The organism is Acinetobacter bereziniae LMG 1003 = CIP 70.12 (assembly GCF_000368925.1).
Taxonomy (GTDB): domain Bacteria; phylum Pseudomonadota; class Gammaproteobacteria; order Pseudomonadales; family Moraxellaceae; genus Acinetobacter; species Acinetobacter bereziniae.
On record NZ_KB849756.1, the window covers coordinates 1,314,750 to 1,334,920 of the forward strand.

23 protein-coding genes and 2 pseudogenes are annotated in these 20,171 nt (G+C 37.2%); 13 read left to right on the top strand and 12 right to left on the bottom strand.

Features of this window, described 5'->3' with window-relative positions; genetic code table 11:
- Positions 1–81: 81 nt before the first annotated feature.
- Genes F938_RS15965 through F938_RS15980 form a run of 4 tightly spaced genes read left to right on the top strand, consistent with a single transcriptional unit; the run spans position 82 to position 2,555 of the window.
- Entirely contained in the window at positions 82–786 is a 705-nt protein-coding gene (locus F938_RS15965; RefSeq protein WP_005033395.1) for a TonB family protein, read from the top strand.
- A 21-nt stretch (positions 787–807) separates the two neighbouring features.
- Complete coding sequence (locus F938_RS15970; protein ID WP_005033396.1) at positions 808–1,668, top strand: MotA/TolQ/ExbB proton channel family protein; 861 nt, start codon at positions 808–810, stop codon at positions 1,666–1,668.
- A 27-nt stretch (positions 1,669–1,695) separates the two neighbouring features.
- Entirely contained in the window at positions 1,696–2,121 is a 426-nt protein-coding gene (locus tag F938_RS15975) for an ExbD/TolR family protein (protein WP_005033400.1), read from the top strand.
- 20 nt (positions 2,122–2,141) lie between these two features.
- Positions 2,142–2,555 (top strand): ExbD/TolR family protein, encoded by a 414-nt coding sequence (locus F938_RS15980; protein WP_005033404.1) that lies wholly within the window; start codon positions 2,142–2,144, stop codon positions 2,553–2,555.
- 92 nt (positions 2,556–2,647) lie between these two features.
- Here the strand turns inward: F938_RS15980 and F938_RS15985 are convergent, their stop codons facing one another.
- The 5 genes from F938_RS15985 to F938_RS16005 form a co-directional block, all read right to left on the bottom strand.
- Positions 2,648–3,106, bottom strand: coding sequence for a nucleoside deaminase (locus F938_RS15985; protein ID WP_005033406.1), 459 nt, complete (start codon positions 3,104–3,106; stop codon positions 2,648–2,650).
- Between the two features lie 56 nt (positions 3,107–3,162).
- On the bottom strand, positions 3,163–3,507 hold the full coding sequence (locus F938_RS15990; protein ID WP_005033408.1) for a zinc ribbon domain-containing protein YjdM: 345 nt from the start codon (positions 3,505–3,507) through the stop codon (positions 3,163–3,165).
- Positions 3,508–3,601: 94 nt separating this feature from the next.
- A complete protein-coding gene (locus tag F938_RS15995; protein WP_005033412.1) occupies positions 3,602–3,961 on the bottom strand; it encodes a DUF488 domain-containing protein in 360 nt (119 codons plus the stop codon).
- 27 nt (positions 3,962–3,988) lie between these two features.
- Positions 3,989–4,435, bottom strand: coding sequence for an SRPBCC family protein (locus F938_RS16000; RefSeq protein WP_005033414.1), 447 nt, complete (start codon positions 4,433–4,435; stop codon positions 3,989–3,991).
- 139 nt (positions 4,436–4,574) lie between these two features.
- Positions 4,575–4,955, bottom strand: a complete 381-nt coding sequence (locus F938_RS16005; protein WP_005033416.1) for a ribonuclease E inhibitor RraB — start codon at positions 4,953–4,955, stop codon at positions 4,575–4,577.
- A gap of 215 nt (positions 4,956–5,170) precedes the next feature.
- Here F938_RS16005 and F938_RS16010 point away from each other — a divergent pair, with 215 nt between their 5' ends.
- Complete coding sequence (locus F938_RS16010; protein ID WP_005033418.1) at positions 5,171–5,917, top strand: ribosomal L7/L12 family protein; 747 nt, start codon at positions 5,171–5,173, stop codon at positions 5,915–5,917.
- 92 nt (positions 5,918–6,009) lie between these two features.
- Positions 6,010–6,603, top strand: a complete 594-nt coding sequence (locus tag F938_RS16015; RefSeq protein ID WP_005033421.1) for a hypothetical protein — start codon at positions 6,010–6,012, stop codon at positions 6,601–6,603.
- A 12-nt stretch (positions 6,604–6,615) separates the two neighbouring features.
- Here F938_RS16015 and F938_RS16020 read toward each other — a convergent pair whose 3' ends face one another.
- The gene (locus tag F938_RS16020) at positions 6,616–7,626 is read right to left on the bottom strand and encodes a metallophosphoesterase (protein WP_010590889.1); all 1,011 of its coding nucleotides are present in this window, start codon (positions 7,624–7,626) and stop codon (positions 6,616–6,618) included.
- Positions 7,627–7,722: 96 nt separating this feature from the next.
- Here F938_RS16020 and F938_RS16025 point away from each other — a divergent pair, with 96 nt between their 5' ends.
- The gene (locus tag F938_RS16025; protein WP_005033424.1) at positions 7,723–9,351 is read left to right on the top strand and encodes a phospholipase D family protein; all 1,629 of its coding nucleotides are present in this window, start codon (positions 7,723–7,725) and stop codon (positions 9,349–9,351) included.
- 243 nt (positions 9,352–9,594) lie between these two features.
- Here F938_RS16025 and F938_RS16030 read toward each other — a convergent pair whose 3' ends face one another.
- A complete protein-coding gene (locus F938_RS16030; RefSeq protein ID WP_010590890.1) occupies positions 9,595–10,410 on the bottom strand; it encodes a lysophospholipid acyltransferase family protein in 816 nt (271 codons plus the stop codon).
- A gap of 330 nt (positions 10,411–10,740) precedes the next feature.
- Here F938_RS16030 and hflX point away from each other — a divergent pair, with 330 nt between their 5' ends.
- From hflX to F938_RS16060, 6 genes and pseudogenes are all read left to right on the top strand, one after another.
- Positions 10,741–12,072 (top strand): ribosome rescue GTPase HflX, encoded by a 1,332-nt coding sequence (hflX, locus tag F938_RS16035; protein ID WP_005033432.1) that lies wholly within the window; start codon positions 10,741–10,743, stop codon positions 12,070–12,072.
- 43 nt (positions 12,073–12,115) lie between these two features.
- A complete protein-coding gene (locus tag F938_RS16040; protein ID WP_004829835.1) occupies positions 12,116–12,487 on the top strand; it encodes a hypothetical protein in 372 nt (123 codons plus the stop codon).
- A 9-nt stretch (positions 12,488–12,496) separates the two neighbouring features.
- On the top strand, positions 12,497–13,165 hold the full coding sequence (locus tag F938_RS16045; protein ID WP_004829838.1) for an LrgB family protein: 669 nt from the start codon (positions 12,497–12,499) through the stop codon (positions 13,163–13,165).
- A gap of 92 nt (positions 13,166–13,257) precedes the next feature.
- Complete coding sequence (locus F938_RS16050) at positions 13,258–13,701, top strand: DUF2147 domain-containing protein (protein WP_005033434.1); 444 nt, start codon at positions 13,258–13,260, stop codon at positions 13,699–13,701.
- A 53-nt stretch (positions 13,702–13,754) separates the two neighbouring features.
- Entirely contained in the window at positions 13,755–14,201 is a 447-nt protein-coding gene (locus tag F938_RS16055) for a DUF2147 domain-containing protein (RefSeq protein WP_005033437.1), read from the top strand.
- Between the two features lie 348 nt (positions 14,202–14,549).
- Positions 14,550–14,933 (top strand): annotated as a pseudogene (locus tag F938_RS16060) (ATP-grasp fold amidoligase family protein); the annotation flags it as partial.
- On the opposite strand, the pseudogene F938_RS16065 reads toward F938_RS16060, so the two are convergent.
- The 5 genes and pseudogenes from F938_RS16065 to pdxA form a co-directional block, all read right to left on the bottom strand.
- Positions 14,926–15,540 (bottom strand): annotated as a pseudogene (locus tag F938_RS16065) (transposase domain-containing protein); the annotation flags it as partial. The pseudogenes F938_RS16060 and F938_RS16065 overlap by 8 nt on opposite strands.
- Positions 15,541–15,646: 106 nt before the next feature.
- Positions 15,647–16,330, bottom strand: a complete 684-nt coding sequence (locus tag F938_RS16070) for a DUF3800 domain-containing protein (protein ID WP_005033444.1) — start codon at positions 16,328–16,330, stop codon at positions 15,647–15,649.
- Positions 16,331–17,192: 862 nt separating this feature from the next.
- Positions 17,193–18,041, bottom strand: coding sequence for a symmetrical bis(5'-nucleosyl)-tetraphosphatase (locus tag F938_RS16075; protein WP_005033446.1), 849 nt, complete (start codon positions 18,039–18,041; stop codon positions 17,193–17,195).
- A 2-nt stretch (positions 18,042–18,043) separates the two neighbouring features.
- Positions 18,044–18,856 carry a 16S rRNA (adenine(1518)-N(6)/adenine(1519)-N(6))-dimethyltransferase RsmA gene (gene rsmA / locus F938_RS16080; RefSeq protein WP_004829846.1) on the bottom strand — a complete coding sequence of 271 codons (813 nt, stop codon included), beginning with the start codon at positions 18,854–18,856 and terminating at the stop codon, positions 18,044–18,046.
- A 38-nt stretch (positions 18,857–18,894) separates the two neighbouring features.
- Positions 18,895–19,866: a 4-hydroxythreonine-4-phosphate dehydrogenase PdxA gene (gene pdxA / locus F938_RS16085; RefSeq protein WP_005033449.1), complete on the bottom strand. Its 972-nt coding sequence runs from the start codon at positions 19,864–19,866 to the stop codon at positions 18,895–18,897.
- Positions 19,867–20,171 lie beyond the last annotated feature (305 nt).

Below are 20,171 nucleotides of genomic sequence, written 5' to 3' on the forward strand. Positions count from 1 at the left end.
CGTCAAACAAAAAATTGAACACAATTTTTATATAGCCTCTTTTGCGCTATTTATTGTTTGTCTCTCATTTCAGGAGTCGCAATGGGCAAGAATTTTTCAGAATTAGAAAATAATTCTGCCAAACGCCTGATTGGTATTGGAGCTGTAATTCTTCTGCATCTGATCATCCTTTATGGACTGATTACAGGATTGTCTAAGCATGTGGAAAAGCCGACTAATGAGCCAGTTGAATTACTCATCATTCAGGACAAAAAGCCTGAACCAGAAAAACCAAAACCTATTGAAAAACCACCTGAGCTTCCAAAGTTAGTGGAGAAAGTATTAAAAACACCCGATCCAAAGCCTCGTGAAAAACAGGTGCAAAAAACCAATCCAGATTCGAAACCTCAGGAAAAACCAACTGAAAAGCCAACACAGAAAACATCTGAAAGCCCAGAGTCTACACCAACCCAAAAAACAGAGTCAGAGCAGAAATCTGATCCTACGCCAAAATCCAAACCTGCTGGTGAAACACATGGTGTTTCTCGTGGTGAAGCGGGCTGTAAAAAGCCTGATTATCCAAGGGAGTCTTTACAGAATGAAGAACAAGGTGAAGTTCTTATTTCAGTCTTTGTTGGTGCTGATGGCAAAGTTAAAGAAGCCAAAGTTAAAAAATCGAGTGGTAGTAAAGCTTTAGATAGAGCAGCTTCAAAAGCTTTCAGTTTATGTACTTTCAAACCTGCCTTGAAAAATGGTGAACCTCAAGATTCTTGGTATGACATTCCCTATGAATTTGTAATGAATTAATTAAAAAATTGGAGATCCTGAATGAATAAAATGATGAAAACTGTCCGACTTTTTGCATTAACAAGTGTTTTAGCAGGTACGAGTGTACTGCCTATTTCTAGCGTATTTGCAGAAGAAACAGTTACAGCAACAGCAGTTCAAACTACTGAAAATGCCAATAATAGTGCCCACACCCCACCACCTCAACCTGCTACAAGTCAAGCTGTTCACAATCCTTATGGCTTAGAAGCGTTATGGCGTGAAGGCGATATCGTTGCTAAATCGACCTTATTTATCTTGGTGCTGATGTCGATTGGTACATGGTACATCATGGTGACCAAGTTTATCCAACAAGCCAAGATCAAACGTCAGGGAAAAGAAGTTGAAGCTAAATTTTGGGATGCAGCTTCGATTGACCATGCAACAGAAACATTAAATGAAACAAGTGCATACCGTTTTATTGCAGAAAAAGGGATTCATTCAACAAAAAAACATGGAGGTAATTTACTAGAGCGTATTGATTTCAACACTTGGGTCACGATTTCGATTCAACGTGCCATAGATAAAATCCAAAGTCATTTAAGTGGTGGCTTGGCATTCTTGGCGACAGTAGGTTCAACTGCTCCTTTTGTGGGGTTATTTGGGACGGTTTGGGGAATTTATCATGCCTTGACCGCAATCGGAATTTCAGGACAGGCATCAATTGATAAAGTTGCTGGTCCTGTGGGCGAAGCCTTAATCATGACTGCAATCGGTCTTGCTGTCGCAGTACCTGCCGTACTCGGCTATAACTGGCTCACTCGACGTAACAAAGCAGTTTTGGACAATGTTCGTACTTTTGGTTCTGATCTGCACACAGTGTTATTGAGTGGTGAAATCAAAAATACCGATGATCTTAAATAATATAAACAATAATACGAGGTATTTAGCATGGGAATGAGCGTAAATTCAGAGGGCGATGAAGATGATGTAATTTCAGCCATCAATACCACACCATTGGTTGATATTATGTTGGTCTTGCTGATTATCTTTTTAATTACTGTGCCGGTTGCCATACATACAGTGCCAGTCAAATTACCTGAGGAAAAAAATACGCCTTATGTGACCAAACCTATCAATATCCAAATTGCAGTCAACAAAGCAGGTGATATTTTTTGGAACGAAAAATATATAGCAGATAAAACTACCTTGATCAGTCGTTTACAGGTGGAAGCTCAGAAACGCCCTCAGCCTGAGGTACACATCCGGGGAGATCAAGTCACCAAATTTGAGGCAATTGATGAAGTCATTAGTGCGACCAAGCAGGCAGGTATTGGCAAAATTGCCTTTGTGACCACTCCTGTTGCGGCACCATGATCAAATAAGAGGAATATTTTATGGCGATGAATGTTGGTTCAAATAAAGATGATGATGTCATGTTGGATGTCAATATGACACCGCTTATCGATGTCATGCTGGTCTTGCTCATCATGTTCATTATTACTATCCCAATCCCTAATAACGCGATTAATATTAATTTACCTAATGGCAATCCTCCACCCAATCAAGATCAACCACTAGAGCCAATCAATTTGAGAATTGATCCACAAGGTAAAATTTTTTGGAATAATCAAGAGGTGGAAAACAAACAAGCGTTGGAAGTTTTATTGGCAAGTGTTGCGCAAAAATCTGATCAAGATCAGATCAAAGTACAACCTGACCAATTCACTGAATATAAAGATGTCGCGATGGTTATGGCAGCAGCACAACGCTTAAATGTGAAAAAAATTGCCATTGTAGCAAATCATTAAATCGTAAACTCAAACTGAATCACGCATAGATCAATCTATGAGTGATTCTAAAGCTACTTGAATTTTAAGAAAAAAACTTATTAAAGCACATCTTACTTACTGCTTTGCTGCCAAATTTGATATAAATGAAAAGGCAGATCCAATTTTAATTGAACAAATTGTAAGCCATCTTGCTGTTGTGGAGGCTGCCTAAGTTGCACAGCCACCTGTTCAGTCGATAAACCATAAGGTTCTGCATCAGAATTGGAATAAGCATAGACAATTTTCTCCACGCCAACCATCCGCATTGCAGCCAAACACATTGGGCAAGGCTGACCACTTGCATAGACCACACAATCTTTTAAAGATAAACGTTGTAATTTCTGGCAAGCTTGGCGTACTGCGTTCAGTTCTGCATGCGAAGTCGGATCATTGTGAGCTAAAATCTGATTAACGCCTGTACTCACTAGCTCGCCTTGATAAACAATAACTGCACCGAAAGGACGACCACCTTTCTCAACATTTTCTCTAGCAAGATTCACGGCGTATTGTAAAAACTCAATATCCTGCATGCTTTCATCTTCTCTTAAATAGCTTAAATTTCAGGCAACATCAGTGAGCAAAAGGTTTAAACTTTTTTAACAAACTCAGATTTCAACTTCATTTGACCAATACCCTCAATTTTACAATCGATATCATGACCATCACTACTATCTGTAAGCAAACGAATACTTTTAACTTTAGTACCCACTTTTACCACTGAAGATGAACCTTTGATTTTTAAATCTTTAATGACAGTAACAGCATCGCCATCTGCCAAAATATTACCTACAGCATCTTTGATGACAACTTGCTCTTCAGCTTGTGATAACTCACCTTCTTTCCATTCATAACTACATTCAGGGCAAATCAACAAATCACCGTCTTCATAGGTATATTCAGAACTACATTTTGGGCAGTTAGGCAATGACATGATTCACTCCTATAATATTAAAAAAGAAGCATCATAACATCTATCCATTTTTCATCAACTTAAAACCCCTAACAAATATAAGGAATAATAAACATCATGACGAGACTGGATGATTCAGCACCTCAAGCAGTACTGTCAGATGATTATGATCTTCATTCTTGACAGCAGTTAATAAAGTCACTGGACCCTGTTGACCCCATTGTCGCAGTTGTTCTAAATGTGCCTGTTGTTGCTCTAATTCAGCCTTATATTTCAGTCTAAATTCGTCCCAACGATGCTCAATATCTTGGTGATACCATTTTCTTAAATCATTTGAAGGTGTAATTTCTTTAAGCCACACATCAATATGTGCATTTTCTTTTTTTATTCCGCGCGGCCATAAACGATCCACAAGAATACGTTTTCCATCTTTTTCAGACACTTCCTCATAGATACGCTTTGTATAAATTGTCACTTTTATTAAACTCTACTGGTCTATTTTTTATTGATCAGGAATAGTTGGATTGACTAAAAGACCGAGAAGCTGCAGCGATTCTTGCCAGCCTAAATAACAAGCTTCAACAGGAATGACTTCAGGAATACCAGACTGAGTAATATTCACTTCCGTTCCCACAAGCACACTTTTTATTTCAATGATGACTTCAATTTCACCAGCCAATTCAGGATTATCAAAACGATCAAAATAACGTATGCGTTGATTCGGGATCAGTTCCGCATACGTTCCGCCGAACGAATGAATTGAACCCGTTGAAAAATTGGTAAATGACATTCGATATGAACCACCCTCTGTGGCATCCATATGATGTATTTTGGCGGTGAAACCATGCGGTGGCATCCACTTAACCAGTGCATCTGGGTCTAAAAATGCTTTATAAACACGTTCAGGTGGTGCACTAAAAACACGATGCAATTTTACAGTATTACTCATCTTTTACATCCTTGATTATTTATTCTTGTTAAATATCTAGTTTAGCGCTGTAAATTATTGGTATTTGTATGGCTTTAGTAGTTTGAAACTTAAAAAAGAAAAGCATATCTCTTTGGATATGCTCTATAAATAATTGATCTCAATTTAATTGTTGATCATCACTCTCTTCGATATCAAAGACATAAGTTGTACATCCCCAACCATCATATTCACCATCGAACTGCTCGGCAATCTTAGTAAACCATTGTTCTAAGTCCACAATATCCTCATATTCTGGAAAAAGATTGACATAGATGGTAATCACCCATTCATTAGGATGTACTTCTTCATCTAAATACAGTGATATTTTTTGTTCTTCAAGCAACAGAGAAATCGCACATTTTTCAGCAAGTTCCTGTGTCTTGAAATACATTGAGAATTCAAGCTCATGTATTTCGTCTAAATCATCACCATCTTCGTGCATTTGCCAAAGTAGATTACCATTATCATCTTCTGGAAATTTTTCAAAATCACGAGTCATGGCAGCGTCCTCTTATAGGGTTTTAAAATAGGATGACTTTAAAAATAACAAAACTTTATGACAGTTTTAAAATATTGCCTATTCGCACACAAATTACTACTTTTATTTGGCTTTGTTTTGTAATAAAAAATGAATTAATTCTATGATAAATAAAAATTCCTAAGGCTTACTGGCGGTTACTAAGTCGTGCTAAAACCAATACTCAAAGGTGAACAATGACACATTTTAATAATCATCAATTGCAGGAAATTCGTTTACTTCTTCAACAAAACCGTAAAGTTGAAGCAGTTAAATATGTTAAAGATCACTCAAATTTAGGTTTAAAAGAGTCCAAAGACTTTGTTGATCAATTTGAAAATCAGGCGCAATTTTTTAACAGTGAATACGCTCATCAGAACACAGATGATTTAAATACACCCCAACCGATACAACATCATGAAGTTCTATCGCTCATCCAACAAGGTCGTAAGATTGAAGCAATAAAATTGGTCATGGACCAATGTCATCTGGGTCTAAAAGATGCTAAAGATTTTGTGGAGGAATTAGCTGAGAATCCTGATTCTAACATTCTCGACTTTGAATCTGACCAGGATTTTTATCAGCGTTCTCATCCTCAGTACAAATCTATTCAAACCAACTACAGCACAGGTGAAATTTTTATTTTATATCAGGATGGTCGTAAAGAACGCATTAATGAACATCATCCTGACTGGGATGATATTATGGATCAATTTGGTGGTGGAGCAAGCTATGATTCAGCAACGGATTATCTTACCGCTATGCAAACAAGAACCCAGAAAACCACAACAGATGCCACGCTTCACGTGCACAATCGTCCAAGCGCCTCAACAAGCCCATTGGTAGGAATTGAAGATCAATCGAAGAAAAAACTTTCACCTTTGTTTATCATTGTTATCGTGATCATTATTGCATTCATACTCTACTTGTTAAGCACCCGCTAAGAAAAACATGCATCTAATCATGTTTAAACAAAGTTCTAAAATTTTATTTACCCATCTTTTACATCAAGATTAATCAGTATTTTGAGGGCACTATGTATCAACTTAACCCACAACAATTACAAGAATTCTCTACACTAATGAAACTGAGTCAATACGATCAAGCAGAACAACTTTTAATTGAACAGCTTCATTTAAGCCCAATTACATCAAAGAATTTAGTACATGCACTCAGCCAATCTGATGAAGCGATGAAAAGTTTTCAGGCAAATCCGCAAATTGTGTTTGCCGATTCTGCTGAATTCGATAAAGAAATGAAAGCGGTAGAACATAAATCTTTTGAGTTTAATTTTTCTTCCAGTAAAGTGAAAATGACCAATAAGGAAGGAAAAGTCGTCGAAATTGATGACCAACATCCAGATTGGCAAGAAATCAAAAAACAATTCAATATTGATTTAACTCAACCTGATGCATTGTCTAAGTTTGCTGAAAGTTTTAGGCAAGGACAATCACAAAATAAAGACTCGCAAGAAACCTTTTCATCTCAAGATACCAGCGCTTCACCTCATTCATCCACCCCAGCAAGCGTTGAAGACTTAAACCATCAAAATAAATCCAGCTCACTCTGGCTACTGATTGGATTCATTTTGCTGGTCGGGATAGCCGCCTTTTATTATTTTAAGACCTAAATTCATTTGAAATTAATATAATTCAATAATATCAATCGTTGGTGGCACTCTAAAGCGGAATGGTACACCCACCATTCCAGTACCCACACTGACAAAAACATCTGCATTCTCATGCTGATATAAGCCACGTTTATGCCCTAAGATCGACACCTTTTTCATCACATAACTGGTTAACCACGGTAACTCAACTTGTCCACCATGTGTATGACCAGACAGCATTAATGGACGTGTCGGTAATTGCGGAACCATATCCACTGTATCAGGATTATGCGATAAAATTAACCATGGTTTATCTTGAGGTAATTCAGGCATATATCGCATATCGGCTTTACCAGCCCATAAGTCTCCAATCCCGATTAAACGAAAGTCATCGAACTCAACAATTTTTCCTTCAATGTCCATTACATTGTTGGCTTGTAATGCTTTTGCCAGCAACGTTTGAATAGGTGGTCCAGGATATTGTTCATCATGGTTACCATTGACAGAATAAACAGGTGCTTGAATCTCTTTTAAAATGGCGAGTTCTTCGACCAGTTTATTTTCAGGCTCATAAGTCCAATCCCCAGCAACCACAACAAAATCAGGTTGTGCTAAGTTGACTTTTTTCACAATTGTTTTGAGTTGACGTTCATGCCCTGAAAAAAGCCCGATATGTAAATCTGCTAACAATGCAACTTTGACAGGTCGTACAAAACGTTGTGATTGTCCTAGAGCATAAGATAAATGTTTGACATGTACCGTATGCGGTTCAATGAACCGTGCATATATCAATAAAGCGCTCAATATGAAAACAAAAATACTTTCGTGTATGGAAAATATTCCAATCCAACCTGCATAAATGCTAAAAAACAACAACGGAATTAATAGATAAGACAGGTAAAATGCCAACAAATGGACGAAAGACTTAAAAGGATGGATTGTTTCAGTTCTAGATTGGCTTATCCATGCTTGGCTGACTCCCCATATGGCAAGCACAATAAAGCAGAGATAAAAAATTGAGGTTATCGTTAGGGTTGGAAACATATTCAATCTCTCAAGTACCATGTACTTGTCATCTCATTATTTATCTTTTCAATGAAGACAATTATACTCTAGCTCTGAAAAATCTTAGAAAATATTATGCAACGAACGATCAATCGTAATACTCAATTACAGCAAAAAGATGACAATCAACAGTTTAAAAACTGGCTGCTTGTTCTCAGCTCGTGCTTATTTCTAAGTCTTTCGGCATGCTCTACTTTACCAAAACAGCAAAATATCAAGCCAGAATATGCCTATGACATAGACACCAAAGACACTTCTTTGGCAAAAATTATTAACCCCTTAAAAAGTCAAAATCCAGAATTAACAGGTTATCACGTTCTGTATGATCCTCTTGAAGCCATTGCAGCGCGTATTAATCTGATCGAAAAAGCACAAAAAACATTAGATCTACAATATTACATTTGGGACAATGACAAAATTGGTTCATTGGCTTTGTATAAAATTATTGAAGCTGCTGATCGTGGTGTCAAAGTCCGCCTACTGATTGATGATAACAATGCCAAACAAATGGAAGGGGTTTATCTCGCGTTAGATCAGCATCCAAACATTGAAGTTAAATTATTCAACCCATATCGTTTTAGAAGCTTGCGCCCGATTGACATGGTACTGGATTTAAAACGTATCAATCGCCGGATGCATAATAAAACCTTTACTGCTGACAATCAGATTTCTTTGATTGGCGGACGTAATATGAGTAATCAATATTATAATGTCAGTGACAATTACCAATTTTCAGATGTTGATGTCATGTTGGTTGGACAAGCAGTAGATGATATTACCCATTCCTTTGATGAATATTGGAATCACAGCTATGCTTATCCTGTCAGAAATATTGTCAATCACAATACTTATACCCTGCGTTATGACAACTTAAAACAACAACTCACCCACCATTACCAAGAAATAACAGTGCAAAATTATTTAAATTTAAGTAATCGCACACATGCCTTTGATGAATGGCTGCATCACAATATCCAACTCGATTGGGTTAAAGCGGAAGTCGTAAAAGACGCACCAGATAAAATTCAGGCAAAAGCAAAAAAAGAACAACATCTCAACTTTCAGATGGTTAAACGTTTAGATATCCCCACGCAAAGTGTAGATCTCATTTCTGCCTATTTTGTGCCGCAGAAAAAGGGAGAAGCAAAACTGATTGAACTGGCACAAGAAGGTGTCAAAGTTCGTGTTTTGACCAATTCATTTAAAGCCAATGATGTCGCGCTAGTCCATGCGTTTTATGCTAAATACCGTGATGATTTGCTTAAAAATGGTGTAGAGCTATATGAATTCCTTCCAGCTGTCTCTGAAGAAAATTTATATGCCAATTCAGAAGAAATCTCAAAAAAAGCCAAAGTCAGTTTAAAAGGATTAAGCCGTTCAAGTTTGCATGCCAAATTAATGGCGATCGACAATAAGCAAGTATTTATTGGCTCTTTTAATTTTGATCCACGTTCCGCCAACTTAAACACAGAAATTGGGGTGATTATCAATAGCCCGCCATTGGCCAATGCGGTACATAAGACCATGGATGAGCATTTAAAAAAATATGCCTATAAATTAGTTTTAGACTCACAAAACAAAATTAACTGGCTGAAAGAAACACCTCAAGGCATTGTTACGCTTAGAAAAGAGCCCAAAATGAAATGGTGGCAAAAAGCTGGCATTAAAGTGATTTCATGGTTGCCGATCGAAGGCTTTATGTAAGTCTAGAAAATTGTTAGACCTTTTTGTTGATTCATTTATTTCGTACTTTTGAATCATATAGATGATCTTTCTATCATGAGACGACATGAATGTCGCCATGTTGAGTGGTGTATATGAGTAAAAACAAAGCGCTGCTGGGTTTGCAGCGCAAGAATACACCGAAATAAAACATGGGTTGAGCAAAGTGAAGCTTCGCCTACGCAAATTTATTTAATGAAGAAAAATACAATAACCTATTGAAAACTAGTCCATTGTAAGAACTTCTTTCTGTAAGTCTTCCAAACCTTTTTGCATCATTTCTTGGACTTGTTGAGTCAGCGTTTCAACAGTATGTCCTTCTGTAGAAATAGCGGGAAAGGTTTTTAAATGTGCCACTACTTTAGGCATTTCTAAAACGGCTTGTACATGCTCAACAAATCCTGTTTCACCAATAAATGGAACCACGGTATCTAATTTTCCATCTTGATTGACATAGCAAATTACACAGACTTGTACAGGCTTTTTAGCCTCAATGGCTGCGCCTAAAATACGCCCATGGACTTTCTTAACTTTTGATCCATCTGTGGTTGTTGCTTCTGGGAAAAACAATACAGGAATATCTTTACGTAAAAAATCTGCAATTTGTTCACGGATACGAACAGAGTCCCCAGAACCACGTTTAATAAATAATGTACCACCACCTTTCGCAAGATTTCCAAAGACTGGCCAACTCTCGATTTCAGCCTTCGCCAAGAAAAATACACGTGCACCTGAGCCAAGAACAGCAATATCTAACCAAGAAATATGATTACTCACCCACAATGCAGGTTCACGTGGAATATCACCATGGACACGCACATCCACATTGAACACTTCGCTCAAACGGCGACAAAAATATTGAACGTAACGGGTATTTTTTGGATTATTTGGATCTTTATATAATTGATGGCGATAAACGAGATAAAAGCCTTCTGCAACAGCAGATGTACTTGATACTAATTTTTTACCATATAAAAAAACTTTAGATAAAGCACTTAAATTCGATGATTTTGACTTTTTGATTGCTTGTTGTTGAGTCATAGACATTCACTAAACAGAATATATTTCATATTAAACCACGGCTATTGTATACAAATCATATTCAACTTGCATTGACCTTAAATCGTTTTAGTAAAATTTAACTCACTACTGATGATTATAATCGGTGCTCTATCATTTTAAATAGATCAAATTTTTTCAAGAATATGATCTTTTTATAGCATCTGTTAAGCCCGTTCTTTTTCGGTTAAAACGGGCATCTCACTTATTGTTTGCAATTTTATTTCATTACACCAACACTCATTCAGGATTTACACTGCAATATCCTTTAGAATGAATTTTTATCCAAGCAATGGCTGAGTTGTATTATCTGTGGAATATGTTGATCAAAGTCAAGGTTGTGAAAAAACCATTCTAGTCACAGTAAATGTTCAAATCTTAGAAGATTTAGATCCAGAAGAATTTCGCTTGTTGGCAAAGTCTGCTGGGGCAGAGATTCTAGACCATTTAACCGTACAACGGATTAAACCTGATCCAAAATTCTTTATTGGTACAGGAAAAGCAGAAGAAATTGCTGAGCAAGTCGAGAATGATGAAATTGAATTGGTGATTTTTGACCAAGCCCTATCCCCTGCTCAGGAAAGAAATTTAGAACGCATTTTAAAATGCCGTGTTATTGATCGTACTGGTTTAATTTTGGATATTTTTGCACAACGTGCACGTACACATGAAGGTAAATTACAAGTTGAGTTGGCTCAGCTTGATCATTTGTCTTCTCGTTTAGTGCGTAGTCGAAGCAATTTAGATAGCCAAAAAGGAGGAATTGGTTTACGTGGACCTGGTGAAACATTACTTGAGACAGATCGCCGTTTATTACGTATTCGTATGGAGCAACTCAAAGATCGTCTAGAAAAAGTTCGTAAAACACGAGTTCAGGGGCGTGCAGCGCGTCAAAAGGCCAATATTCCAACCGTTTCCTTAGTGGGTTATACCAATGCAGGAAAATCAACACTGTTTAATATTTTGGCAAACAGTGATGTTTATGCAGCTGATCAGCTCTTTGCAACATTAGATCCAACATTGCGTCGTTTGGATTGGGATGGTATTGGCACATTGGTTCTTGCAGATACTGTTGGTTTTGTGCGCAATCTCGCTCATTCTTTAGTCGAATCTTTTAAAGCTACGCTAGAAGAAACCTTAGAGGCAACTTTGTTGCTACATGTGATCGATGCCAGTAGTCCAGACATGATGGAGCAAATCGATGCGGTTGAAACCGTATTAAAAGAAATTGGTGCTGATATTCCAACGCTTAGGGTGTATAACAAAATTGACCAAAGTCATGATGAAGCAAAAATCATCTATGCCAAACCTCATCAACCCGAGCGTGTTTATGTTTCAGCCCATACCAAACAAGGCTTAGACCTGCTTCGTAGAGCAGTGCATGAATGTTTAATGGGACAAATTCAAAAATTTGAACTGCGCTTAAAACCTGCTTATGGGAAACTCAAAAATCAGCTTTATGAATTGAATGTGATTGAATCCGAACATTATGATGATGACGGTCAACTCCTTTTGAGCATTGCCATTGCTCCGCATAAACTTGAGCAGCTCATTAAACAGGCACATTTACCGATTGATGAAATTCTTGGAGAGAAAGCCCAACAGTTTAAAAGACCATTAGAAGAGTTTGAAATAAAGCGCTAAATCGGTTAAAACGTGAAAGGTCAAATTTTATAAATAAACACACATGGATCAGTTAAAAGGTATCGATTGGCAAGCTTGGATCTTCACGTTAGGACTCATCATCTTTTTTCGTGAAGCTTCAGTATTTATCATGTCGCAATTTAATCACCCAGAACTGGGCAATTTAACAGGCTTATTAAGCTTATTGGTTGTTTTGGTTGTTTGGCGTAAATTCAAAAAAATTCCAGCGCGACTGGTCGATACCAACAATAAATTAATGAAAGAAAGTGGCTTTGCATTTCTGCCTATCTGTGCAGGCTCATTGATCATGTTGGTGAGCATGGGCAAAGAAATTCCATTATTTTTAGTGATTATGTTTGTTAGTACGCTGATTCCATTATGGATTTATGCAAAAATGGCAAAAAAGTGGTTATAGGAGAAACATATGTTAAGTGTACTGACTGGTTTTTTAATCACTTTAATTGCTTATCTTGCTGCAAAACCCATCAATAAGCGTTTTCCTCAAGTACCATTACTGGTGATAGGCATGTTTTTTGTCATTGGGATTTTAATGTTATTTAAAATTCCTTATGAAAAATACAATACCGATATGAATGGACTATTTAGTCACCTCTTGGGTTATGTCACTGTTGCTTTAGCGATTCCTCTGGCTGCAATGCGTTATGATGATTTACCGTTAAAATCTATCGTAGGTATTTTAGTCTTTGCCAGTATCAGTGCTGTCGCTTTACCCATGAGCTTGGCTTATTTATTACACATGTCTGAACCGACGATTATGGCTTTTGCAACACGTGCAGTAACGACGCCGATTGCGATCAATATTGCAACTTTATTGCACTCGCCAGTCACTTTAGTAATTTTGATCGTCATTTTATCAGGTGTAATTGGTGCTGCATTTTCATCGATTATTTTACGTAATATAAATGACGAACGCGCGTCAGGCTTAGCTTTGGGGCTAGCTGCACATGCAATTGGAACTGCGCAAGCATGGCAACGTGGCGCAGTTGCTGGGCGTTATGCAGCATTTGGTATGGCTGTAAATGCGGTCTTTACCGCAATCTGGTTGCCAACCTTTATACTGTTTCTTAAATAAGTGTGATTTATTTAACTTTTCACATGATTGCACAGGGTAATTATTCAGCTTAATATGAACTATACTTCCCCATTTTGATAAGGAATCAAGAAATGAGGTTTAATAAGTTTATTTTAGGGACATTAATTTCCATTTTAAGCTGTAGCAGTATGGCAAAAGATATCACGGGTATCTGGAAAAATATTGATGATAAAACGGGTTCATCAAAAGCCATTCTTGAAATACGAAAAGAGTCTAACGGGACTTATACTGGTAAAATCATCAAGGTGACGCCACGACCAGGTTATACGCCAAAAGAAACCTGTGTAGATTGCCCCGAGCCTTATACCAATAAGCCTATTTTGGGTATGGATGTACTGAAAAATCTAAAACAAAGCAGTGATGAAGATTATGTGGGTGGCAAAATCATTGACCCATTGACAGGTAAAATCTATTCAATGAAAGCCAAACTCAGCCCAAATGGCAATCGTTTATTATTAAGAGGCTATGTCGGCGTTTCGGCACTTGGTCGTAGTCAAACTTGGATTCGTGAATAATTTAATTCGCGAATCTCTACTTCTTTTATTCAAACAACAAAGTAGGTATGCTGATGAAAAAAGGATTTTTCTGTTGTATGCTGTTTACTATCGTCAGCTGGACACATGCCGCTGATATTACTGGAACTTGGCGCACGGTGGATGACAAAACAGGTTATGTCCGTGCTTATATTCAAATTGAAAAACAAAAAGACGATACTTATGCTGGAAAAATCATTAAAGATTTTCCTGCTCCTGGTGAAGTGCCCTTAACCCAATGTCATAACTGCCCTGCTCCATTTACCAATAAGCCAATTATAGGATTGACCATTTTGCAAAAAATGAAAGTTGATCCTAAAGACCCCAACAATTATATCGGCGGTGAAGTTCTCGATCCTCGTGGAGGCAAAATTTATCATGGTAAAGCACGCCTAAATGCTAGTGGTAACCGACTTACGCTACGTGGCTATATTGGAATATCAATGATTGGTCGCAGTCAAACATGGATTAGAATGGAATAATTATCCTTTCAAGCTCAATTCAATGTGCTAATAAATAATGAGCTACTCATTGGATTTAAACCCCAAACAGTCACCTATTTCAGCTCAGCAGGACTAAAGTCCTGCTTTGTGTATAACGCAAATTGAGACAGCATCTCGTTAAAATCACTTAATCTGTAAACATAAAACACGGCATCATACATATTTGCCATCATCAAATAGCTAAAGCTGATCTCTTTTATCCATCATTTACATGTTTAATTTCCCGATAAAACCTGTTTTATAAAATTCAACTCTACGCAAATTTTTAAAGGAATATTAAGCTTTGGCTATTTATATATGCACCATGTCCAACATGGTTGCATCGATATGTATAACCATCTCACCTATCTCGCAAAAATCATCAGAACTTATTTTGTTCCAGATAAAACCTACCTAAGCAAAAGATTCGTACAAAAATTAGGATATCTTCCGAACTTGTATCATCCACAAAGTTTCAATGAAAAAGTAACTTCGAGGATGATTTTTGAGCGAAATTCTCTTTATACCGCACTGGCTGACAAACTTACGGTTAGACAATTGATTGAAGATAAGATTTGCATTTCACATGTGGTACCACTGCTTGGTGTACATCATTGTTTTAATGAAATTAACTTTGATCAGTTGCCTGAAAAATTTGTCTTAAAATGCAATCATGACAGTGGTAGTGCCTTGGTTTGTAAAGATAAAAATCAATTCGATTTTAAAAAAGCCGAGCGCAACCAGATGGAACCAATAACTGATGAGCCAGTGTGAGTTCTCCCTGATCCATACTGCCAAGTTTGGCGTCAATAATTTCATGAGTATTGGTGTTAACCAAACATGTTGCTCTTACTTGTGGATAGGGTGCAATAGCTGTTTTACCTTTGGATGAACCGAAGTGTTTAAAGTTTTCATCTGTAAGAGGCATTGACCAGACTACACCATCAACAGCACATATCTGAAGTCCATGAAAATCTGGATACTGTTGTTGTGCATCCTTAAACCAAGCCTGACTTAAGATTGAAAATAAAACACTCAGGGGTTCCAAACCTAGACGTTGTCTGGCTTGTACAGATGCGCTAGGAGCACAATAGTCAGTTGTTCCAAACACAAGTTGTAATTGTTGTACGACATACCAAATGGGTTGATCACGAAATAAGGCAAGTCCAATCACCAGCCAAACCACATGCTCAGCAGGTAATTTTCTTTTTCGAATAGATGCTTTCCCTGTCTGTTGCAGGCTCTGTTCAATCCAGTTTAAATCGATCAACTCACTAAAATGAGCTAATGTTAAAGAAGATTGTTGTGAAGTAAGTTCTAGATTTTGAGATAAAGTCATAAAAAAATGAGCATATTTATATACACTCATTTTTACCGCATTTTAACTTTTTTGTCTTAACTGATCAGCATTCCACTCTGGTGAGTGGGTTTGGTTTCTTGTATGCCTACTTTATTTCAAGTGGAAAGAATAACTTGTGGTTTGTTACTCTCGCACCAGCCATAAACATTCTGGCTTTAGAGTCCCTAAACTCATATGCTGACCAAACCAATCCAGCATAAAAGTCTATGAACTGCAACTCCAAGCATTTTGAACTATCCATAGGTGACACATTACAAGATTGATTTTCCACATAATGTTCAATAGATTGCTCTAAAATCATTTGGTTTAAATACTCACCCATATTCCATTTTGTATTGACTTTTTCACTACGTCTATCAGGCATGAAATCTACGAATTTTGATTCACATATTGGTTTTAATAACAAACACTTAATCATGTAGTTATACAAAACGTTTGGGTCTTTCTTCATTTTTGAATTTACATACTCTTTATGAACCGTAATTGATCTCAATTGGATATCTTTGTGTTCTGAGAGCAGCTTTGCCACCAGTCTTAGAAAAAGTTCTTTATCTGCTGTATTTAAATCAACAGACTTCAATTCATTACTAAGCGGTCTATTTCTCTTTTTGTATAATGCTCGTACGATACGTTGAATATATTTAGATTTTTCTTCAGGCATACAAATAGCAGCTAAGGTTAGCATTCTGCTTGACCCACCTTTTTGATAAGGATCATGCATATTCCAGCCTAAATCACCACTCTCATCCAAATATATAAATGTTCGCATAAATAATTTATTATCAAGTATTAAAAAAGCCTCTAAATAATTTTAGAGGCTCTAGAATTCAGGTGCGGCACCTAGAGGCAACTTACTTACAGTAAGTTTACGATTATCGCAGGATTTATCGTACCTCGGTCTAGGCGTGGATTATTTATACCGCGCTGCGACTACATGCTTATAATACCCATTAAACATGGCATAGGTCAACATCTATGGTATCAGTAAGAATTCTTTTGTTAATAGCTATTATATTACTAAAAAATCTCAACTACCCATATAAAATATTGTTTTATATATAAAATTCAATTAACTTTACTCTAAAACAGTATTCAATAGTTACAACTTAATAACTATCCAAAACGGCATAAGTAAATGTCTATTGTATCACTAAAAAAATCCTAAATTAGTTATTTTTGGTACTAAGTTGCTCTCAAAAAAACCTCCCGAGAGGGATAACGCTTATCACAGATCCACCAAACGAGCGGTGAGCTCTGGAAAAATTTGAGCAACCACGATGATACTGTCACGTTTACCTTGTTCACCTGTGAACTCAAATACATTTGTAAATTTATTAGGACTTAGTTTTAATTCTAATTCTTGCGCCCATGCTTTTGCATCTCTCAGAGTTGTAAAGGTTTGGTACTGTGACGAATGAGGCTTAATGCCAACAGTAGCGGTTATACTTTTTTTCTTTTTTAATATGTTCCCATTCTAATTTCAACCTTGTCGCACTTAATTTCTAAATTCATTGTATTTTAAATCAAATGGATTTTTAAATTAAAATCTAAGTTGTTGTTATTTACATATTATCTTAAAATCAGATAAACCATACTTAAAAATAAAGCCACTGGATGTGGCTTTATTCAGATCACATCACTGGATTATCAACTTTAAAAATTTCTTTATCTTCTAGTCGATATGCAATCAATTGATGCCCCCATACACAGCCACCATCCACATTTTGAATTTGTGAACTGATGCTTTTACCTTGCAAAGCAGCCCAATGTCCAAAAATAATCTGATGCGTTTGAGCAGTCTTTGATTCAAACTCAAACCAAGGCTGAAATCCTTCAGGCATCGGTTCATCCAGCGCATCTTTAAAACTAAACTCTAAACGACCTTGAGCATCGGTTAAACGCATACGGGTAAGATAATTGGTAATACAGCGTCGTCGTGCATTGCCCTGTAAATTATCTTCCCACAATGCAGGTTCAGCACCATACATCTCTTTTAGAAATGAATCGAGTACGTCAAAATCATCATCCGCCAATACAGTTTCGACTTCTTTTGCCAAAACAGCAGTTTGTTCTGCATCCCAAATATTGGGAATACCAGCATGCGTCAAAATAGTCTGAGGGTTTGGAAAAAGACACAAAGGCTGCTTACGTAACCAGTCAATCAACTCATCACTTTCCAAAGCGTGAATGACATCATCAATATGATCTTTGTCTTTAAGTTTTTTGATCCCACGAGCAACTGCCAGTAAATTTAAATCATGGTTCCCCAACACTGTTGCAGCGCAGCCTCGCTCGCATAGTTTTTTAATAAAGCGTAATGCACCTACTGAGTTTTCACCACGCGCAACCAAATCACCTGCAAACCAAATGTAATCTTGATCAGCATCAAACTGTATTGCTTTCAATAATGCTTTCAGTGCTTCAAAACAACCTTGTACATCACCAATCACATAATTAAATCTGACATTTTCTCGTGACATTTTTAAGCCACCATCTGATCTGACAATGCTACAAACTGAGCCAGACTCAATGTTTCTGGGCGCGCCATTGGATCAACACCTGCCCGCTCAAAACCATCTTCAACCAACATCCCTTTTAAACTGTTACGTAAAGTTTTTCGACGTTGGGTAAATACATGCGAAACCAAACGTGCCAATGCTTTTTCATTTTTGGCGATTATTGGCTTAGTTGCATAAGGCTCTAAACGAAAGACTGCAGATGTTACTTTTGGTGGTGGATTAAAAGAGCCAGGCGGTACTTCAAATAAAAAGGTAGGTTTGCAATAATATTGGATCATCACAGACAAACGACCATATTCTTTGGTATTTGGTTCCGCTGTAATACGATCTACGACTTCTTTTTGCAACATGAAGTGCATATCTTTGACTTTATCGCCAAACTCTAAAAGATGGAAAAGCAAAGGGGTCGAAATATTATATGGCAAATTTCCAACCACACGTAATGGGCGATCTTGTTGAAACAGCTCAGAAAAGTCATATTTTAATGCATCTGTTTCAATGATTGTTAAACGCTCAGGATGTGGGACACGACCAGGTAAACCTGCTGCCAAATCACGGTCTAACTCAACCACAGTTAAAGCATCACATTCACCAATCAAAGGTGAAGTTAGTGCCGCAAGACCTGGACCAATTTCAACAATATTGTCACCTGTGCGTGGTGCAACAGAACGCACAATTTTTGCAATTACACGTTGGTCATGTAAAAAGTTTTGACCAAAACGCTTTCGCGTATGATGCCCTTCATCTTTTGGGTTTAAGGCATTAATTTGATACATAAAAAATTTCCAACGCGGTATATAAGTTTGTTTACCAATTAATTTGATCGGGCAAGGTCAAGTGCCAAATCAACTGCGACATGTAAACTTGAACTCTTTGCAAGCCCAGTACCCGCAAGATGTAATGCAGTACCATGATCGACAGATGTACGAATAAAAGGTAAACCTAAAGTAATATTGATGGCTTCACCAAACCCCTGTGATTTTAACACAGGTAAACCTTGATCGTGATACATCGCTAAAACTGCATCCGCATTTTTTAAATTATCTGGCGTAAACAAAGTATCTGCGGGCATACTTAAACTGAGCTGTATACCTTGTGCACGATAGCTTTCAAGTACTGGATTAATCGTATCGATTTCTTCATGCCCTAAATACCCACCTTCTCCTGCATGAGGATTTAGTCCACAGACCAGAATGCGCGGCTGACTAATTTTGAATTTTGTTTTTAAATCATGAATCAGAATATCGATAATTTGATGTAGGCGTTCTTTAGTGATGGCGTCAGCAACGTCGCGCAGTGGAAGATGCGTGGTGACCAATGCTACTCTCAGAGTTTTGGTAGCAAGCATCATCACCACACGATCTACACCTGCATACTCTTGATAATATTCAGTATGCCCACTGAAATATATTCCAGCATCATTAATAATTGACTTTTGGACAGGTCCTGTTGCCACACCAACACTTGAGCCTTGCATTGCGTAATAAGCCGTTCGGCGTAATTGTTCGATCACATAGGCTGAGTTTTGTGGATTAAGTTCCCCTAAGACAACATCCTCATTTAAAGGAACATGCTCGACGTAAAGCTGACCTTCTGCCAAACCCTGCTTTTGTCCTTGATACTCGATCAACTGAATCGTTTTATTTAAAATTTTGGCACGATCTCTCAGCATATTGATATCAGCCAATACCACTACTGGACGATCATCAACACGATCTGCCAAATCCAAACTAATATCTGGTCCAATGCCAGCAGGCTCACCGCTGGTTATATATAAAGGAAGCATCGAGAACTCTTTTAAACAGACGTTGCATTGATAGTATACATCGGTTCCAAATCATCATTTCCTATTCAAGTTAATTTTTGCATCAATTTGACTGAAAATGTATAAACTTAAACTAAAAACTATTGCAAGACGACCCACAAAATCCATGACAATTGTTATTCACAAGTGCATGCTGAATATTTGAATTTAAAAATAAAAGTAACTTTTAAAAAAATTCAACCCAAGCATAAACCTAAATTAAAAATCATGATACATCTATATCAATTGTAAAGAAAAAATGCGATAAAACACACATAAACCACAAT

What these genes read in the sequence shown, in the direction of transcription:
- F938_RS16040 (WP_004829835.1), top strand. Translation starts at nt 12,116, where the DNA reads ATGGATCAGTTAAAAGGTATCGATTGGCAAGCTTGGATCTTCACGTTA.
- pdxA (WP_005033449.1), bottom strand. Translation starts at nt 19,866, where the DNA reads ATGCTTCCTTTATATATAACCAGCGGTGAGCCTGCTGGCATTGGACCA.
- F938_RS16005 (WP_005033416.1), bottom strand. Translation starts at nt 4,955, where the DNA reads ATGACTCGTGATTTTGAAAAATTTCCAGAAGATGATAATGGTAATCTA.
- F938_RS16055 (WP_005033437.1), top strand. Translation starts at nt 13,755, where the DNA reads ATGAAAAAAGGATTTTTCTGTTGTATGCTGTTTACTATCGTCAGCTGG.
- F938_RS16015 (WP_005033421.1), top strand. Translation starts at nt 6,010, where the DNA reads ATGTATCAACTTAACCCACAACAATTACAAGAATTCTCTACACTAATG.
- F938_RS16020 (WP_010590889.1), bottom strand. Translation starts at nt 7,626, where the DNA reads ATGTTTCCAACCCTAACGATAACCTCAATTTTTTATCTCTGCTTTATT.
- F938_RS16025 (WP_005033424.1), top strand. Translation starts at nt 7,723, where the DNA reads ATGCAACGAACGATCAATCGTAATACTCAATTACAGCAAAAAGATGAC.
- F938_RS15990 (WP_005033408.1), bottom strand. Translation starts at nt 3,507, where the DNA reads ATGTCATTGCCTAACTGCCCAAAATGTAGTTCTGAATATACCTATGAA.
- F938_RS15965 (WP_005033395.1), top strand. Translation starts at nt 82, where the DNA reads ATGGGCAAGAATTTTTCAGAATTAGAAAATAATTCTGCCAAACGCCTG.
- F938_RS15980 (WP_005033404.1), top strand. Translation starts at nt 2,142, where the DNA reads ATGGCGATGAATGTTGGTTCAAATAAAGATGATGATGTCATGTTGGAT.
- F938_RS16000 (WP_005033414.1), bottom strand. Translation starts at nt 4,435, where the DNA reads ATGAGTAATACTGTAAAATTGCATCGTGTTTTTAGTGCACCACCTGAA.
- F938_RS16045 (WP_004829838.1), top strand. Translation starts at nt 12,497, where the DNA reads ATGTTAAGTGTACTGACTGGTTTTTTAATCACTTTAATTGCTTATCTT.
- rsmA (WP_004829846.1), bottom strand. Translation starts at nt 18,856, where the DNA reads ATGTATCAAATTAATGCCTTAAACCCAAAAGATGAAGGGCATCATACG.
- F938_RS16050 (WP_005033434.1), top strand. Translation starts at nt 13,258, where the DNA reads ATGAGGTTTAATAAGTTTATTTTAGGGACATTAATTTCCATTTTAAGC.
- F938_RS16075 (WP_005033446.1), bottom strand. Translation starts at nt 18,041, where the DNA reads ATGTCACGAGAAAATGTCAGATTTAATTATGTGATTGGTGATGTACAA.
- F938_RS15975 (WP_005033400.1), top strand. Translation starts at nt 1,696, where the DNA reads ATGGGAATGAGCGTAAATTCAGAGGGCGATGAAGATGATGTAATTTCA.
- F938_RS16010 (WP_005033418.1), top strand. Translation starts at nt 5,171, where the DNA reads ATGACACATTTTAATAATCATCAATTGCAGGAAATTCGTTTACTTCTT.
- F938_RS16030 (WP_010590890.1), bottom strand. Translation starts at nt 10,410, where the DNA reads ATGACTCAACAACAAGCAATCAAAAAGTCAAAATCATCGAATTTAAGT.
- F938_RS16070 (WP_005033444.1), bottom strand. Translation starts at nt 16,330, where the DNA reads ATGCGAACATTTATATATTTGGATGAGAGTGGTGATTTAGGCTGGAAT.
- F938_RS15985 (WP_005033406.1), bottom strand. Translation starts at nt 3,106, where the DNA reads ATGCAGGATATTGAGTTTTTACAATACGCCGTGAATCTTGCTAGAGAA.
- F938_RS15970 (WP_005033396.1), top strand. Translation starts at nt 808, where the DNA reads ATGAATAAAATGATGAAAACTGTCCGACTTTTTGCATTAACAAGTGTT.